17 protein-coding genes and 1 tRNA gene are annotated in these 16,364 nt (G+C 68.2%); 8 read left to right on the forward strand and 10 right to left on the reverse strand.

All coding sequences use genetic code 11. The annotated features are described in order from the left end of the window. Positions 1–30: 30 nt before the first annotated feature. Positions 31–1,119, forward strand: a complete 1,089-nt coding sequence (locus NA8_RS05520) for an alkene reductase (RefSeq protein ID WP_063049278.1) — start codon at positions 31–33, stop codon at positions 1,117–1,119. Positions 1,120–1,157: 38 nt separating this feature from the next. On the opposite strand, the gene NA8_RS05525 is transcribed toward NA8_RS05520, so the two are convergent. The 4 genes from NA8_RS05525 to NA8_RS05540 all read right to left on the reverse strand — a co-directional run bounded on the left by NA8_RS05525 (position 1,158) and on the right by NA8_RS05540 (position 5,239). Then, positions 1,158–1,580 (reverse strand): HIT family protein, encoded by a 423-nt coding sequence (locus NA8_RS05525; RefSeq protein WP_063049279.1) that lies wholly within the window; start codon positions 1,578–1,580, stop codon positions 1,158–1,160. 235 nt (positions 1,581–1,815) lie between these two features. After that, entirely contained in the window at positions 1,816–3,237 is a 1,422-nt protein-coding gene (gene purB / locus NA8_RS05530; RefSeq protein WP_063049280.1) for an adenylosuccinate lyase, read from the reverse strand. A gap of 6 nt (positions 3,238–3,243) precedes the next feature. Beyond that, on the reverse strand, positions 3,244–3,942 hold the full coding sequence (locus tag NA8_RS05535) for a TetR/AcrR family transcriptional regulator (protein WP_245663682.1): 699 nt from the start codon (positions 3,940–3,942) through the stop codon (positions 3,244–3,246). A gap of 127 nt (positions 3,943–4,069) precedes the next feature. Next, a complete protein-coding gene (locus NA8_RS05540) occupies positions 4,070–5,239 on the reverse strand; it encodes a pyridoxal phosphate-dependent aminotransferase (protein ID WP_157106551.1) in 1,170 nt (389 codons plus the stop codon). Between the two features lie 54 nt (positions 5,240–5,293). On the opposite strand from NA8_RS05540, the gene NA8_RS05545 reads away from it, so the two are divergent. Continuing rightward, positions 5,294–6,280 (forward strand): M23 family metallopeptidase, encoded by a 987-nt coding sequence (locus NA8_RS05545; RefSeq protein ID WP_063049282.1) that lies wholly within the window; start codon positions 5,294–5,296, stop codon positions 6,278–6,280. A 203-nt stretch (positions 6,281–6,483) separates the two neighbouring features. Here NA8_RS05545 and purD read toward each other — a convergent pair whose 3' ends face one another. Beyond that, complete coding sequence (purD, locus tag NA8_RS05550) at positions 6,484–7,755, reverse strand: phosphoribosylamine--glycine ligase (RefSeq protein WP_063049283.1); 1,272 nt, start codon at positions 7,753–7,755, stop codon at positions 6,484–6,486. A 131-nt stretch (positions 7,756–7,886) separates the two neighbouring features. Between purD and NA8_RS05555 the strand changes: the two genes are divergently transcribed. Together NA8_RS05555 and NA8_RS05560 are read left to right on the forward strand one after the other, a co-directional pair. Continuing rightward, positions 7,887–8,264, forward strand: a complete 378-nt coding sequence (locus NA8_RS05555) for a PH domain-containing protein (protein WP_040864711.1) — start codon at positions 7,887–7,889, stop codon at positions 8,262–8,264. A gap of 50 nt (positions 8,265–8,314) precedes the next feature. Beyond that, entirely contained in the window at positions 8,315–8,740 is a 426-nt protein-coding gene (locus tag NA8_RS05560; protein ID WP_063049284.1) for an HIT family protein, read from the forward strand. A 56-nt stretch (positions 8,741–8,796) separates the two neighbouring features. Here NA8_RS05560 and NA8_RS32490 read toward each other — a convergent pair whose 3' ends face one another. Next, positions 8,797–10,506: a glycoside hydrolase domain-containing protein gene (locus tag NA8_RS32490; protein ID WP_084466555.1), complete on the reverse strand. Its 1,710-nt coding sequence runs from the start codon at positions 10,504–10,506 to the stop codon at positions 8,797–8,799. Between the two features lie 508 nt (positions 10,507–11,014). Then, a complete protein-coding gene (locus NA8_RS05570) occupies positions 11,015–12,202 on the reverse strand; it encodes a helix-turn-helix domain-containing protein (RefSeq protein ID WP_063049285.1) in 1,188 nt (395 codons plus the stop codon). Positions 12,203–12,345: 143 nt separating this feature from the next. On the opposite strand from NA8_RS05570, the gene NA8_RS33495 reads away from it, so the two are divergent. After that, positions 12,346–12,510 carry a hypothetical protein gene (locus NA8_RS33495; protein ID WP_157106552.1) on the forward strand — a complete coding sequence of 55 codons (165 nt, stop codon included), beginning with the start codon at positions 12,346–12,348 and terminating at the stop codon, positions 12,508–12,510. Next, positions 12,507–12,674, forward strand: coding sequence for a hypothetical protein (locus tag NA8_RS33500; protein WP_157106553.1), 168 nt, complete (start codon positions 12,507–12,509; stop codon positions 12,672–12,674). The genes NA8_RS33495 and NA8_RS33500 overlap by 4 nt, the downstream gene beginning before the upstream one ends. A 119-nt stretch (positions 12,675–12,793) precedes the next feature. On the opposite strand, the gene NA8_RS05575 is transcribed toward NA8_RS33500, so the two are convergent. From NA8_RS05575 to NA8_RS05585, 3 genes are all read right to left on the reverse strand, one after another. Continuing rightward, positions 12,794–12,868, reverse strand: a tRNA-Thr gene (locus NA8_RS05575). Positions 12,869–13,121: 253 nt separating this feature from the next. Further along, a complete protein-coding gene (locus NA8_RS05580; protein ID WP_011207082.1) occupies positions 13,122–13,364 on the reverse strand; it encodes an MbtH family protein in 243 nt (80 codons plus the stop codon). Between the two features lie 169 nt (positions 13,365–13,533). Next, on the reverse strand, positions 13,534–14,352 hold the full coding sequence (locus NA8_RS05585) for an alpha/beta fold hydrolase (protein ID WP_063049286.1): 819 nt from the start codon (positions 14,350–14,352) through the stop codon (positions 13,534–13,536). 190 nt (positions 14,353–14,542) lie between these two features. On the opposite strand from NA8_RS05585, the gene NA8_RS34295 reads away from it, so the two are divergent. Both NA8_RS34295 and NA8_RS05590 read left to right on the forward strand, forming a co-directional pair. Continuing rightward, positions 14,543–14,713 carry a hypothetical protein gene (locus tag NA8_RS34295; RefSeq protein WP_168434172.1) on the forward strand — a complete coding sequence of 57 codons (171 nt, stop codon included), beginning with the start codon at positions 14,543–14,545 and terminating at the stop codon, positions 14,711–14,713. Between the two features lie 84 nt (positions 14,714–14,797). Beyond that, positions 14,798–16,348 carry an alpha,alpha-trehalose-phosphate synthase (UDP-forming) gene (locus NA8_RS05590; protein ID WP_063049443.1) on the forward strand — a complete coding sequence of 517 codons (1,551 nt, stop codon included), beginning with the start codon at positions 14,798–14,800 and terminating at the stop codon, positions 16,346–16,348. Positions 16,349–16,364: the final 16 nt, after the last annotated feature.

Here is a 16,364-nt window from a genome sequence, read left to right on the forward strand (position 1 = left end):
AACATCAATGTCAGGTTTTACGGTACAGCCATGCTGCTGTTGACCGAATACCGCAACCATCCGCTCGACCTGCCCAACCGGATCGTCATGTCGCCGATGACCCGGCTGCGCTCGCTGCCCGACGGCTCGCCGACCGGCGATGTCGCCGACTACTACACCCAGCGCGCGACGGCCGGGCTCATCGTCACCGAGGGCATCTGGCCGCATTCGACCGGCCAGAGCGAAGCCTGGGTGCCCGGCTTGCAGACCCCCGCGCATGTCGTGGCGTGGCGCCGGGTCACCGAGGCGGTGCACGCGCGCGGCGGGCGGATCTTCGCGCAGCTCATGCACGGCGGACGCAAGGGCCACCCGCTCGCCCGGATCGACGGGTCCTGGCCCGCCGGACCGTCGGCGGTGCTGGACGACGACCGGGTGCACCTGATCGACGGCGGCAAGGCCGATCCGATCACGCCCGCCGCCCTCGATCGCGCCGGTATCGCGGCCGCCGTTGAGCAATACGCCGTCGCCGCGCGCAATGCGATGAACGCGGGCTTCGACGGTGTCGAGATCCACGGGGCCAATAGCTATCTCCTGCACCAATTCCTCGCCGACAACACCAACCTGCGCGACGACGAATACGGCGGTTCCATCCCCAACCGCATGCGGTTGCCCCTCGCGGTAGTGGACGCGGTGACCGAGGCGATCGGCGCGAAACGCACCGCCATCCGACTCTCGCCGGGCAATCCCCAGTTCAACATGCACGAGGCCGACCCGGGACCGCTCTACCGCGCACTCGTGGCCGAACTCGACCAGCGGGGCCTCGCCTACCTGCATCTCACCGACAACGACCGCTACCCCGCGTTGCGTGACCTGCGGCCGCGCTGGCACGGCACGCTCATCGCGAACATCGGCGAGAACCACGAACCGACCACGGCGGCGGGCGCCGAACAGGTGCTGCGCGCCGGCCTCGCCGACTTGGTCTCCTTCGGCCGATCGTTCATCTCCAATCCCGATCTCGTGCACCGCATCCGCTACGACCTGCCCCTGGCTCCCCTTCGCGAGGAATTCCTCTACGGCCGCACCGCCGAGGGCTACAGCGACTATCCGAACTGGACGGCAGCCGAATTGGTGCGCGACTGACCCGTCCCTCAGGAAGGGCGGAGGCCGAGCCGGCGGACTCAGTTCCCCAGCGCACCACGGATCGAGGCGGCGAGATAATCCAGATCCTCCCGCCGCGGACTGGTCGGGCGACCACGCAACCCGAACCCGTCCCCCGGGGTGCGCGGGATGACGTGCAGATGCACATGGAAGACCTCCTGCCCCGCCGTCACCCCGTCCGCCAGAAAGAAATTGACCCCGTCGCACCCCACCTCACTTGCCCGCATCGCCGCCGCGAGCCGCTGCCCCACCTGGAACAACTTTCCGCCGACCACCGGATCGAGCTCCGCCAGACTGCGCGCCGCGACCTTCGGAACCACCAGCAGATGCCCCGGCGTCATAGGCCGAATGTCCATGAACGCCATCACATCGTCGTCCTCGTAGACCTTGCTCGACGGCGCCCGCCCGGCAACGATATCGGCGAAAATCGTGTAGGGATTCACGACCCGCAGCCTATGCGGTCATCTGTTGTGTTCGTGCTCCGGACGGTGGGCAGTCGGGTTTCGCGCTATTCAGGGGCAGCGCCGATCGCGATCACTGTCCGCACCAGTGGCATGACCATTGCTTTCCAGTTCCCGCCTGCGCCGAATGCCCAGGCGATGGCATCAGGAGGCGTGAATAGGCACCGAGGGACGATACCGGCCGACGAGCTGATTCGTCGCGAAAGGCGTAGTCCCGCTACAGGATCGGCGACGGCGAATACCGGGCCGCGTCCGGGTACCGGTCGACCAGCTTCTGCACTTGCCCGACGACGTCGGCGACCTGTGCTTCGGCCGCGCCGACGAAGGCGGACTTGTCGGACAGCGCCGCGTCGAGGGCGGGGCGATCGAGGGGGAAGCGCGGGTCGGCGGCGAGGCGGTCCAGCAAATCGGGTTCGCGGCCCTGCTCGCGCATGGCCAGGGCGACCGCAACGGCGTGCTCCTTGATGACCTCGTGCGCTGTTTCGCGACCGACACCGGCACGGACGGCGGCCATGAGCATGCGGGTGGTCGCGAGGAAGGGGAGGTAACGGTCCAGTTCACGGGCGACCACCGCCGGGTAGGCGCCGAACTCGGCCAGCACGGTGAGGAAGGTTTCCATCATGCCGTCGATGGCGAAGAACGCGTCCGGCAGTGCGACGCGGCGGACCACCGAGCAGAACACGTCGCCCTCGTTCCACTGCGCGCCCGCCAGTTCGGCCGCCATCGAGGCGTAACCGCGCAGCACAACCTGCAAGCCGTTGACGCGTTCGCAGGAGCGGGTGTTCATCTTGTGCGGCATCGCCGAGCTGCCCACCTGTCCGGGCTGGAAACCTTCGGTGACCAGCTCGTGCCCGGCCATCAACCGGATGGTGTGCGCGAACGAGGACGGGCCCGCGCCGACCTGAACCAGCGCGGAGAGCACATCGTGATCCAGCGAGCGCGGGTAGACCTGGCCGACGCTGGTGAACACGGTCGCGAATCCCAGGTGCCCGGCCACCTGCTGCTCCAGCCGGGCGAGCTTGGCCGGGTCGCCGCCGAGCAGGTCGAGCATGTCCTGCGCGGTGCCCATCGGGCCCTTGATCCCGCGCAGCGGGTAACGGTCGATCAGTTCGCGCAGCCTGGTCAGCGCGATCAGCAATTCGTCGGCGGCGGAGGCGAACCGCTTGCCCAGCGTGGTGGCCTGCGCGGCGACGTTGTGCGAACGGCCCGCCATCACCAGCGCCTGGTATTCGGCGGCGCGCTCGGCCAGTCGCGCGGCGATCGCGACGCCGTGGGCGTGCACGTGCTCGAGCGACAGCCGGATCTGCAGCTGCTCCACGTTCTCGGTGAGGTCGCGGCTGGTCATGCCCTTGTGCACGTGCTCGTGCCCGGCCAGCGCGTTGAATTCCTCGATGCGCGCCTTCACGTCGTGCCGGGTGACCCGCTCACGTTCGGCGATGGAGGCGAGGTCGACCTCGTCGAGCACCCGCTCGTAGTCCGCGATGACCCCGCCGGGCACGTCGACGCCCAGCTCCGCCTGTGCCCGCAGCACCTCCAGCCACAGCCGCCGCTCGAGGACGATCTTGTGCTCCGGCGACCACAGGTGCACCAGCTCCGGGCTGGCGTAACGGGTGGCGAGGACATTGGGGACGATGCTCACGTCCGGTCAGTCTAGTGCGCGGTAACGATCCACTTGCTGGGGCGTGGCGCGCACGGGGCCGTCCGCGCTCACGTAGGCCGCCGGTTCGGGAGTGACCGCCCGCGCCGGGGGCGCGACGATATCGATGACTTCCAGCAGCGCGCCGCGGGCCATCCGCCGCGGTTCGGGGTCCATCTCGGTGAGCGCGGCGACCACCGCGCCGTCCACCACCGCGACCAGCCTGCGCAGCTGTTCCGGCCGCACCATCCGGTCGGATCGGCGCAACACGTCGGCCAGCAGCTCGTCCAGCTGAGCACGCAATCGGAGCTGGACTTCGCGCAGCTCGGGGTGGCGCGCCGAGGCGACCGAACGCTCGTAGCGGGCGATCAGCTGCCCGCGCGCGCCCTCGTCGGCGCCGTCGCTGCCCACCAGCAGGTCGAGCACCAGGTCGACGGTGGCCTCCGCGCCGCGGCGACGGTGGCTGACCTCGCCGACCCGCCTGCGCATCGCGTCCAGCTCGGCATTGCCGCTGAACTCGACCGCCCGGGCGATGAGGTCGTCCAGGGATTCGAAGTAATAGGTGGTCGACGCCAGGGGCAGATCAGCGCGCGTCGCAACCGAACGGTGCCGCACCGCCTCGAACCCGCCTTCGAGCAGGAGTTCGGCGGCGGCGGCTATCAAAGCCTGGCGACGCCGTTCGCCTTTCGGGGTCGTCGCGGTGATCACCGTGCCATCGTGCCAGTCGTCATCAGTTCTTCCAGGGGAAATCAGCGAGGAAAAGCAACCAACGTTGTTTTACCGCATCCGCGCGGCCAGGGTGCCGAACTGCGGAAAGTTCTTGCCGGGCAGGGCTTCACCCACCTAGATAGTGCCCTAGACGCAGTAGCGCCGCCTCGATGTCGGCGGTGGCTCCGGCGAAGGAGAAACGAACGGTGCGGTGTCCGTCGACGGTGTCGAAATCCACCCCCGGCGCGAGTGCGACGCCCGTGTGGTTCAGCACGTCGGCGCACCAGGCGCGGGAGTCGTCGGTGAGGTGGCCGATGTCGGCGTAGGCGTAGAAGGCGCCGTCGGCGGGGGCGAGGTCGGTGATGCCCAGTTTCGGCAGCCCGTCCAGCAGCAAGCGCCGGTTCACCGCGTACCGCCGGACGTGCCCGTCGAGTTCCTCCTTGGCCTCCGCGCCGAAGGCGTGCAGCGCCGCGTACTGGGAGATGGCGGGCGGGCACACGGTCAGGTTCGAGGCCAGACGTTGCAATGCGGGGCGCAGCCCGCTCGGCGCCAGCATCCAGCCCAGCCGCCAGCCGGTCATGGAGAAGTATTTGGACACCGAGCCGATCACCACCGCTTCTCGCGAGGTCTCCCAGGCCGACGAGGTCGCGTTGTCGGCGCCCGCGCTGTCGTAGGTGATGCCGTGGTAGATCTCGTCGGAGATCAGCAACGTGCCGTGTTCCTCGCACCAGCGGGCCAGCGCGGCGAGTTCGGCGGGGGCGATCATGGTGCCGGTGGGGTTGGCGGGGCTGGCCACCACGAGACCGGCGGGGGGCTGCGGGAGCGCCTCGAGCATGGCGACGGTGGGCTGGAATCTGGTTTGCGCGCCGCAGTCGAGTTCGAGCACCCGGCAGCCGAGCGCGGCGAGGGTGTTGCGATAGGCCGGATAACCGGGACGCGCGACCACGACGGTGTCGCCCGGGTCGAACGCCGCGAGGAAGATCAGCGAGAACGCGCCGGACGAGCCGGTCGTCACCACGACGTCGTCCGGATCGACCTGGTAACCATAAGTGTCTCGATGGTGTTCGGCGATCGCTTCCCGGATGGCCAGGATGCCGAAAGTCTCGGTGTAACCGAGTAATTCGGACCGAATGGCCAGTTCGGTCGCGCGCAGGACCGGTGCGGGTGCGGGCGTCGACGGCTGCCCGGCGGCGAGCACGAGCACATCACCGTGGGTCCGGGCGCGTTCCGCGGCGGCTTTCCAGACATCCATCACGTAGAAAGGTGGAATGGTCGACCGGCGAGATTCTCTGGACACTCGACAGACGGTAGAGCACCTATTACCGCGCGGCCGCGGTTATGGTCTGCCCTGATGCTCGATAAGTCTCGACGAGGCGGGCTCGACCGAGTGCGCGGAGTGGCCGGTGTCGGTGTCATTCCGCGCGATTGGCGCGCGCGCTCGCCGCGACGATCCGGCGAACGGCTTCTCTGGGATGGCGGCAAGCTCGATCCCCGCGCCCTGTGGGCCCGCGACCACCACCTGCGAGCTTGGTGGGAGCGCAAACCGGATCCGCGCGACCTGTGGCGGCGCAAACCCACCGGCGAGGATTTGCTCGCACTGGCGCGCAAGCACCAGGTGCTGCTGGCCGGACTCGTCGCGACCGCGGTTTTCGCCGCGGGCGACACGTCGTTCGCCGGGACGGTCACCGAGCGCACTCCCGCGCCGGATCGCGGCCAGCGCGTGGCCGTGGCGTATCCGCCGCAGATGCAGAACACCCCACCGTCGGTGACGCGGCTGCTGAACGCGATCGCCAATGGTGAGCGGCTGCGCGAGCAGGCGGTGGTCGCGGCCGCCGCGCGCGCGACGCTGGAACGCGCGAAGGCCGAGGCGGCCGCCGCCGTCGCCGGTGAGCGTCAGCCGTGGATGACCGCGACCGCGCCGGTGCAGCCAGGGACGATGCCGCCGAGCGGCCGGGGCTTCGCCCTGCCCGCGCACGGCGTCTTCACCTCGGGCTTCGGGTCGCGCTGGGGCACCTTCCACGCCGGTATCGACATCGCGGGCCCGATCGGCACCCCGATCTACGCGGTCGCCGACGGCACGGTCATCGACGCGGGACCGGCGCAGGGCTTCGGGCTGTGGGTGCGGATCCGCCACGACGACGGCAGCATCACCGTCTACGGGCACATGTACGACTTCTTCGTCTCGGTCGGCGAGCGGGTGCCCGCGGGGATGCAGATCGCCCGCATGGGCAACCGTGGCGATTCCACCGGCCCGCACCTGCACTTCGAGGTGATCGTCGGCGGACAGCATGTAGACCCGCAGCAGTGGCTGGCGGTGCGCGGACTCACGTTCGGCTGAGGAACGCACGCTTCCGCTCAGCGGCGTCCGAGACGACTGCGCGCACGCGAGGATCGGCCCGCGGCGAGTGGTGGCCGAAGACGGTCGGCCACGGGTTCGGTCACATGGCCGCAGCGGATCACGCCCGCGCTGTCGAACTGGCTGCCGACCGAGCGCAGGATCAGCCATCCGGCCGCCCGTGCGTATTCCGCCGAGCCGCTGACTCAGACCTCGATGCGCCCTTCGACGGCGGCCAAGCCGATGTCCGTGCGGTAGTGGCTGCCCGGCAGCTTGATGGCGGCGATGCGGTCGTAGGCGCGGGTGCGGGCCTCGGCGAGGTCGGCGCCGACGCCCACCACGTTCAGCACCCGTCCGCCCGCGGAGATCAGAGCGCCGTCCTCACGCTGCGTAGTGCCCGCGTGCAGCACCGTCGCGGTCTCGTCGAACGCGCCCTCACCCGCCCCCGAGATCGCGTCGCCGAGGCGCGGACGGCCCGGGTAGTTCTCCGCGGCGAGCACCACGGTGATCGCCGAGCCGTCGCGCCAGCGCGGCGGGGCGACCTGCGCCAGCGTGCCGGTGGCGGTGGCGTACAGCAGCTCGCCGAGCGGGCTGTCCAGCAGCGCGAGCACCGCCTGCGTCTCGGGATCGCCGAAGCGGCAGTTGAATTCGACCACGGCGGGACCGCCCGCGCCGATCGCCAGCCCGGCGTAGAGCAGGCCGGAGAACCCGCTGCCACGCCGCACCAATTCGGCCGCAACGGGTTTCACCACGTCCTCGACGATGGCGGTGACGGCCGATTCGGGCAGCCAGGGCAGCGGCGTGTAAGCGCCCATGCCGCCGGTGTTGGGACCGGTGTCACCGTCACCGACGCGCTTGTGGTCCTGCGCGGGCAACAGCGGCACCACCGTCTCGCCGTCGACCAGGCAGAACAGCGAGACTTCCGGTCCGTCCAGGAATGATTCCAGCAGCACCGGGTGGCCCTGCTCGAGCAGTTCGGCCCCGTGCTCGCGCGCGGCGGAGCGGTCGGCGGTCACCACCACGCCCTTGCCCGCGGCGAGTCCGTCGTCCTTGACCACCCAGGTGGGGCCGAAGCGGTCGAGCGCGTCGTCCAGCTCGGCCGGGTTGTCCACCACCTCGCTGTGCGCGGTGCGCACATCCGCCGCGGACATCACATCCTTGGCGAATGCCTTGGAACCCTCGATCCGGGCGGCCGCGGCCGACGGGCCGAAGCACGGGATACCGGCGACTCGCAGCGCGTCGGCGACGCCGAGCACCAGCGGGACCTCGGGACCGATCACCACCAGGTCGGCGTCCACCTCGGTGGCCAGCGCGACGACGTCCTCGGCGGCGCAGGGGTCGACCGGGCGGACCTGCGCGTGCTGGGCGATGCCCGCGTTACCGGGGGCGGCGAAGAGCGCGGTCACCGCGGGGTCCCGGCGCAGGGCCAGGACGAGGGCATGTTCACGGGCTCCGGAACCGATGACGAGTACACGCACGGCAGACAGCCTAAACGAGCCGTTCGCCGTCTTCGCCGCTGCCGGTGCGCGCGACGGGGATGATGAATAGGGACAACGGATGTGGGGCCTGACCGCTCCTGCCACCGGAGCACCCGAAGGAAGTGCTGAGCATGGGTCTGATCGACGGACTGATGGGCAACGCCGGCCGGATCGACCCGGCACAGGCGCAACAGGAGTACGGCAAGCTCCTCGGCAGCGGCGAACAGGTCTATGCCGCCTACCTGCTGGTTCGGGATGCGATGCTGTTCACAAACCGCCGCCTGATCCTCATCGACAAGCAGGGCGTCACCGGCCGCAAGGTGAGCTACCACAGCGTGCCGTATCGCGCGATCACCCATTTCTCGGTGGAGACCGCGGGCACCTTCGATCTGGACGCCGAGCTGGCCATCTGGATCGCGGGCACCGCCGAACCACTGCTGAAGCGGTTCAACCGGCAGGTGGACATCTACGAGGTGCAGGGCATCCTGTCGCATTTCGTCGCGGTGTAGCGCGGGCCGGTCCGGCGCCCCGGCGCACCGGCCCGTCTACGCTGCGGGACATGGCTTCTGTCTTCAGCGCGATCATCGCCGGTCAGCTCCCGGGCCGTTTCGTCTGGGAGGACGACGAGTTCGTCGGCTTCCTCACCATCGCCCCGGTCACCCCTGGTCACACCCTCGTGGTGCCTCGCAAAGAGATCGACCAGTGGCAGGACGTCGACGCCGACACCTTCGCCCGGCTCACCGCCGTCGCCCAGAAGATCGGACAGGCCGTGCGCGCGGCCTGGGAGGCCCCGCGCGCCGGTCTGCTGATCGCGGGATTGGAGGTGCCGCACCTGCACGTCCACGTATTCCCCGCCTTCTCGATGGGCAACTTCGACATCTCCGGCGCCGACCCGAATCCGAGCCCCGAGTCCCTGGACGAGGCCCAGGCCAAGATCAAGCAGGCACTGCGCGACCTCGGCCACGGCGCCAACGTCCCCGACTGAATCGCGGTCGGAAAGATCCGGCCGCGGCTCGCGGTCGGACCTTCCGCTTTCATCCGTCAACCCACGTCGTGCAGCGGAGTATCCACTCCTCCCACCGCCACCGTCGCGAGCGTCTGGGCCGGTGTCCAATAGATCCGGCCGTGCTCGAAATCCTGATAGGTGCCGGTGTCCCAGGGGATCTCGTCGCTCGCCGGCCAGCCCAGCGGCCCGTTCTCGTAACCCGCGCGGTTCCAGCGGTCGCGGATCGCGCCGTGCACCCAGTAAACGCTGCCGCTGGATTGCCGCCGGTAGAGCGCCCCGCCCTGGAAGCCTTGCACCTCACCCGCCGCTTGGCCGTCCGGCCCGGACAGCACGGCGCGGTCGGTGATCGGGTAGCCGAGCGGACCGGCCTCCCAGCCCAACTGCTCGAACTTTCCCCACAGCGTCTCCGGGATGGCGTGCGCACCGGTATCCGGATGCCAATAGATGTACCCGTGCTCGAACTGGGCGAAGCGGCCCGCGCCGTCGGGCGTCGCGATCTCACCCTGCGTGATCCGGGCGCCCAGCCATGGATTCGCGGCCGCGCAATCATTGATCGCGTTCGGTTCCGACCCGGTCGGCTCGCCGGTGGCGAAACCGCGCACGTCGTCGGCGAACACGTCCCAGGGGAAATTCGGTCCCACGTCGGTGTGCGTGCCGATGCCGAGACACTCGGTGACGTACTTGTGGTCGGAGATGCCCTGGCGCCGCTGATAAGGCGGCGCGATGACATACGTGTCGAACCCGTATTTGCGCGCGTCCTGCACCGCGAGCCAGGCCGCGATCCGGATGTCGTCGCGGATGCTCAGCCAGTCGTTGCGGCTCCACGCGGCGCGGCTGCCCGCGAAGCAGAGGTTGATCGTGAACGAGTTCGCGTCCAGCACCGACCAACTGGCCAGATCGGTGTCGACCACGTCTACCACCACGCGATCGCGCACGGTGTAGTGGTAGCTCACCCCGTTCGCCGGATTGTTCAGGTAGTTGGCCAGGCTCTCGGCCGTTCCGTTGCCTTCCTGAGTGTGCAGCAGGAAGTTCTCGACGCGCGCCCCGTGCCTGCTGGAGGCGGAGTCGCCCATTCGGTCCAATTCGACGTAATCCGGCTTCTGCATGGCTCCCCCTGGATTCGAGATGGCCTTCGACCACTGGCCGTAGTCGGCGGCGAGGACTTTGTTCACATCCACCACGACGCCTGCGACCCGGTCGCTGTCGATGCGGATCTGATGGAGGTGCGCGGCGGGATGGTCGCCGTTGATCGAGGAATCGCCGGACCAGTTGTGTTGCCAGAACCAACAGGCGACACCGTCCTCGAGTGCCCAGTCGATACACCGGGCATTGCCGTACATGCCGGTCCATTCCCATCCGACCACCGATGCCCAGCCCCGCAGAAACGGAGCGATCAGCGAATTCCACTCCGCCAAGGACGGATTCGCATCGACCGGGGCGTACAACGGACGGAAACGTGGCCCGCCGGCCGCGAGGTGGTAATCCAGCGCGATCCGCGCATGACGCACGCCCGCGTCGTAACCGCCTTTCCAATCCGACGTCTCACCCTTGCCGTACTGGTAATTGCTCACTATCTCGAGCCCGATGGCGCGCAATCGGTCGCAGTATTCCCGCCGCAGCGGCTTCGCACCGAAATTCGCGCCCGGACGGGAATCGCTGAAGTAACCGATGACGCCCGCGTATCCGGCGTCCTTGATCGCTTGCGGATCGATAAGGGTTGCGGAGAAGTCGATCAGCTCGGTCATCGCGCACCCCCACGCTCGTGAGCTCGCGTATCGGTCGGCAGCAACGCGTTGTATTCGTCCATCTCAGCAGCTTTCGGCAGATGAAGAACCCGATACAGCTAGGTTCACCCCAGTGTGCGCGAAGTATGCCGACATGTCCCGTTTGTGGCCCATCTGGTGTTTGCCTGTGACCTGAACAGGTCCTTTGCGAGAGATGTTTGCGCACACCAGACTACAAACAGACTCGTAGCCGAAAACATGCTCGTCGGTCGGTAATCGGATCTGCTAGCAGTTCGCTAGCGTTCGTCATACTGGTCGGCCGCTTCGCTCGGCCATTTCGGCCGGATCCGACGACGAATCGCCCGACGCTCCCGGCCGAATTCGGACCGGATACGTTCGGCGACACCCGGAACCACTCACTGCCGACCTTCACCATGAGGAAGCGGCGACCGAACCCGGTCTGCGGTGGTCTCACCGCCCGCAAGAGACTACGTCTCCCAGGACAGCCCGGGAAACCTGGTCTTTCAGCTCAAATCTTGACCTTGGCCCACTTCGCGAACCGGGCCAGGGAATCGGTGCCGCGGCGGGCGTGGGCGAGTACGCGCACGGTCTCGTGGACTTGGGGATGGTTGCGCGTCAGCCCCGGTGCGATCCGGCGCGCCTGGTCGAGGCTGGTGAGGGCCCGCTGCTTGTCCCCGTGTAGCAACCACGCGCGCGACACGTCGATCCAGTGATGCCCGGCACGGGACGGTGTGACCGATGCCGGTAGCCGAATCCGCTCGGCGCGGCTCACCGCGGTCGTGCCATCGGACAACTCGACGGGCACAGCGACGGAGTGGATCTCGACGTTCGGCAACTGGAACCCGGTCCCGTACTCCTGATACCGCTCGGAGCTGATCGCCTCGCCGATCCGGCGTGCTTCCCGGAGATGCGTGTCGGCGGTGTCGGCGTCGAGCGCGCGAGCCGACAGTATCGACCCGCGCAGGTGCAACGCGCCCCGCACCGCGAGGACTTCCGGTGTCGCGGGCAACTGTTCGCTGGCGGCGTGCGCGCGTTCGATGATCCGCAGCCCACCGGCGTACGCGCCGGAGTACAGCAGGATCAGCGCGCGATGGTATTCCGCCGCGAGCGGCCACACCGGGTCACCACTGCGCTCAGCGGCCCACACGCAGCGCTCGGCGGCCAGTCCGGCGAGGTCGAGGTAGCCGTACCGGTAGGCGACCGACGACGCGCTGTTGTAGGCGTAGGCGAGCGTCGAATAGATCTTCTCCACACGATGCCCGGAAGGCTCGTCGCTCGCGAGCACGTGCAAACCGTGGATCACCTCCGGCAGTTCGGCAGTGTGATCTCCGTACCGGCCGCGACCCCTGCTCTCCTGAACCCGACGCAGTGCGGCAGTCAGCTCTTCCAGCGTGCCCGGCGCGCTCAGAGGTTCGTCGTCGAATGCCAGCAGCTTCCGGCGCAACTCGCGAATGGTGGCGTGCGCGCCGGCATCGTCACCCGCCGGGGTGTAGGGCTGCCCGGTCAGGTCCTCGATGTTCACGCCCAGAGCGTCTGCCACGGCTGCGATGAACGCGGGCGAGGCAGGCCGGGCGCCTCGCTCGACCTTACGCAGCAGCGAAATCGAGACGTTCGCCTTCTGCGCGAGCTGTAGCTGTGTGAGCCGAACCAGCTTGCGCGCCCTGGCGGTCCGCTCCCCGATCCCGGCATCGTCCATGTCTCCACGGTGACACACGATGTGCCGCTTCGCAGGGTCTCACTCAGGACAAGGTATTCGCAGGCCCCGGCGTCGGGTTGAGCGCTCGAGCTCCTCGGCGCCGGGCGCTCACCAAACAATCACAAATAGAGGGGATACAGCCAATGCCCGCAGAGCTCGCAGTCACCCTGATCGTCATGGCCGCCGTCGGCGGACTGCTGATACTCGTCTTCTGGGTGTTGCCCTGGCTACTCGACCTCGGCGGCGAGCCGGACGAGTCGGTCTCGGCGCGTGAGATCTTCGCGCGGCTGGAGGACGAGCAGCGATGACGACGCGGCGTTCCTGGGTGGAGGACTACTGCGAAGACGGCAATATGCCCGCCGACGACGAGCACGCGCGAGGGCTGATGAAACTGCACGCGAGTTGCACACCGCCATGTCCGCGAAAGCTGAGCGCCGAACGCTATCTCCGCGAGCACGGCCTCTACCACTGAGCTCAGACGCGCAGCGACTGCGACATCGAGCCCCCTGTCAGGATTGAACTGACGACCGCTCGCTTACAACACCGGGCACGGCCTCTACCACTGAGCTCAGACGCGCAGCGGCTGCGACATGGAGCCCCCTGTCAGGATTGAACTGACGACCGCTCGCTTACAAGGCGAGTGCTCTACCACTGAGCTAAGGAGGCGGGAAAGCGGTTGTCATCATAACCGGGGCCGCTGTCCGGGCGACAGCGGAACCGCGTTCGGCGCCGAACGCGACCATTACGACCGGACAACCGCTTTCGAGTGAAGCGAGATCGAGCATTGCTCGTTCGCGACCCCGCCCAGGCCCGAGCGACCGGCCCGCCCACGACGAAGTCGTCGACGGGGTCGCTCGGACGTGAGACATGACGGGACCACGAACCTGCCGCGCCGGAAGCGCGGCACTCGGAGGACCGATCAGGACTGGGCGCCCTGACGAGCCGCGTCGTCGGCGGCCATGGCGTCGCGCAGGCTCTTCGGACGCATGTCGGTCCAGTTCTTCTCCACGTACTCGACACAGGCGGCGCGGCTGTCCTCGCCGAACACGACTCGCCATCCGGCTGGAACCTCTGCGAAGGCCGGCCACAGGGAATGCTGTTCCTCGTCGTTGACCAGGACGAAGAAGCGGCCGTCTTCATCATCGAAGGGGTTGGTGCTCAATTTCACCTCACTGGATACTGGCGCTATGTACGGGATCGCTCCTGGTTCGCCCGGTGCCGGGCTGCTGTGAACCCCTGACACCGAGAGACCCCGAGCGTTGTTTCGACACTAGCAAGCAAGACGTTACGCCTGGGCGGTTACCTAGGCCGCCACCCCGGCCGACTCACAATCAGCCAGCGAAGAAGTCCAAGAGAATCTTGTTGACCGCCTCGGGCCGCTCCAAATACCCGAAATGCCCCGCGTCGGGTACCTCCTGGTACCGCGCACCCGGAATCACGTCGGCGATCTCCCTGGACAGATACGGCGGAATCATCCGGTCGTCGGCGAATCCGATCGAAAGACAAGGCACCCGGATCGCCCGGTATGCCTGCATCCGGTCGAAATCGTGGTCCATCCTGCGCTGGGCGCGAATGCCGGGCGTGACCGGTCCTCCGGTGAACTCGAACATGTCGAGCCAGTCGCGCGCGGCGTTCGTGTCGGCCATGGTCGCGGGCGAGAGATTCATGACCGCGGTGATCGCCGCCTCGTATTTCGGCGGCAGTTTCACCCCGGCGGCGTCGAGTTCGTGTTCGCCGAGCGAAAGCGTCTTCTGGAACTGGTCCAGCCGCCCGTGTCCGGCCATGAACACCGCCTTGCGCACCAGGTCGGGGCGGGCCAGGGCCAGCTCCTGCGCCACGCGCGCCCCCATCGAGGTGCCCACCACCAGCGCCGGGCCCTCGTCCAGGAATTCGATCAGGGCCGCGGTGTCGGCGACCAGCTCATCGATGGTCATGCCCGAGGCCGCCTCGAAGGACGGCGCGATCCCGCGATTGTCGAACGTGCACACCCGGTAACCGGCCGCGACCAGGGCGGGAACCTGGTGCAGCTCCCATACCCGGCCGGGACTGCCGGTGCCCATGATCATGACCACGAGCGGCGCGGAGCCCTTGGCGCGGTCACCCTTCACCTGATAGTTGAGGGAAATCCCGTTCACCGTGGCCAGCGGCATGTCGACCCTTTCGTGGAGAGTTGGTGCAGGTTCCCACGGTATAGGGACCGGTGGGGCGGACGCATCGACCGGGGGTGCCCCGGCGGCGCGTGTCGCCCTTCGGCCAGCGCCCCGGCGGACGCACCCTCCAGCGTCGCATACCATTGGCTTTTCGCAGGGTAAGAGCGCACTGAGCCGGGAGGACTTGACGATGGCCGTGAAGGGCAGCGCGAACGACATTGCGGACGACGATCTGGAACCGCTCGCCGACGAAACCGCGCGTCAGGCGCAGCGGGTGGTCGCGGCCTACGCCGAGGACGCCGATGAGTGCCGGATGTTGTTGTCCATGCTGGGTATTGGACCGAACGCTCGAGGCGAATAGTCTCGTTCTCGACGCCAACGGCGACGTCGACTACACAACTCCAGCGGGATGAAGCAACGCGCAAAGGATGCGTGAGTGGACCAGATGAATCCGTCCGACGACTCCGAGCAAGTCAGAGACACTTCGACTGCTGACGCCGCGAGGGAGAACAACAGCTCCGGGGCGGGCTCCGGTTTCGTCGTCGTCGCCAACCGGCTCCCCGTCGACCTCGAGCGACTGCCCGACGGCAGCACCCGATGGAAGCGCAGCCCGGGTGGTCTGGTGACCGCGCTGGAATCGGTCCTGCGCAACAACAAGGGGGCGTGGGTCGGCTGGGCGGGCGTCCCCAACGTCGAGGTGGACCCGATCATCGAGGACGGCCTCGAACTGCATCCGGTCCCGCTGTCCGCGGACGAGGTGGCCGACTACTACGAGGGCTTCTCCAACGGCACGCTGTGGCCGCTCTACCACGACGTGATCGTGCGGCCGGTGTACGACCGCAAATGGTGGAGCGCCTACGTCACCGTGAACCGGCGCTTCGCCGAGGCCACCGCCAAGGTCGCCGCCGAGGGCGCGACCGTGTGGGTGCAGGACTACCAGCTCCAGCTGGTGCCCAAGATGCTGCGCATGCTGCGCCCGGACCTGACCATCGGATTCTTCCTGCACATCCCGTTCCCGCCGGTCGAGCTGTTCATGCAGATGCCGTGGCGCACGGAGATCGTGGAGGGCCTGCTCGGCGCCGACCTCATCGGCTTCCACCTGCCCGGCGGTGCGCAGAACTTCCTCTATCTGGCCCGCAGGCTGGCCGGGCAGCCGACCTCGCGAGGCTCGATCGGGGTGCGCTCCAAGCTCGGCGTCGTCCAGGTGGGGTTCCGCACGGTGCGGGTGGGCGCGTTCCCCATCTCGATCGCCTCCGCCGAACTGGACGAGCATTCCCGGCGCAGATCGGTGCGCGAACGCGCCGCCAAGATCCGGGCCGAGCTGGGCAACCCGAAGACCATCCTGCTCGGCGTGGACCGGCTGGATTACACCAAGGGCATCGACATCCGCCTCAACGCGCTCGAGGAGTTGCTGATCGAGGGCCGGATCGATCCCGCCGACACGGTGATGATCCAGCTGGCCACCCCTAGCCGCGAGCGGGTGGAGAGCTACATCCAGATGCGCGGCGACATCGAACGCCAGGTCGGCCGGATCAACGGCGAGTTCGCCCGGGTCGGTTACCCGGTGGTGCACTACCTGCACCGTCCGATCCCGCGCGACGAGCTGGTCGCGTTCTTCGTGGCCGCCGACGTGATGCTGGTGACGCCGCTGCGCGACGGCATGAACCTCGTCGCCAAGGAGTACGTCGCGTGCCACAGCGGGCTCAACGGCGCCCTGGTGCTGAGCGAGTTCACCGGCGCGGCGGCCGAGCTGCGGCAGGCGTACCTGTGCAACCCGCACGACCTGGACGACGTGAAGGACGCCATCGTCGCGGCTGTCGAGGACGAGCGCGACGTCAAGCGCAGGCGGATGCGTTCGATGCGCAGGCAGGTGCTCGCCCACGACGTGGATCGCTGGGCGCGCGCCTTCCTCGACGCCTTGGCCCAGGACCAGGTCGCGGGCAGCGCGCTGCTCACCGACGACGACGTCTACCCGGAGGACCGCGACCCGCGCTGAGGCCGTTCACAGGAAT

Origin of the sequence: Nocardia arthritidis NBRC 100137 (assembly GCF_001612765.1) — a bacterium.
In the GTDB taxonomy this organism is placed as follows: Bacteria; Actinomycetota; Actinomycetes; order Mycobacteriales; family Mycobacteriaceae; genus Nocardia; species Nocardia arthritidis.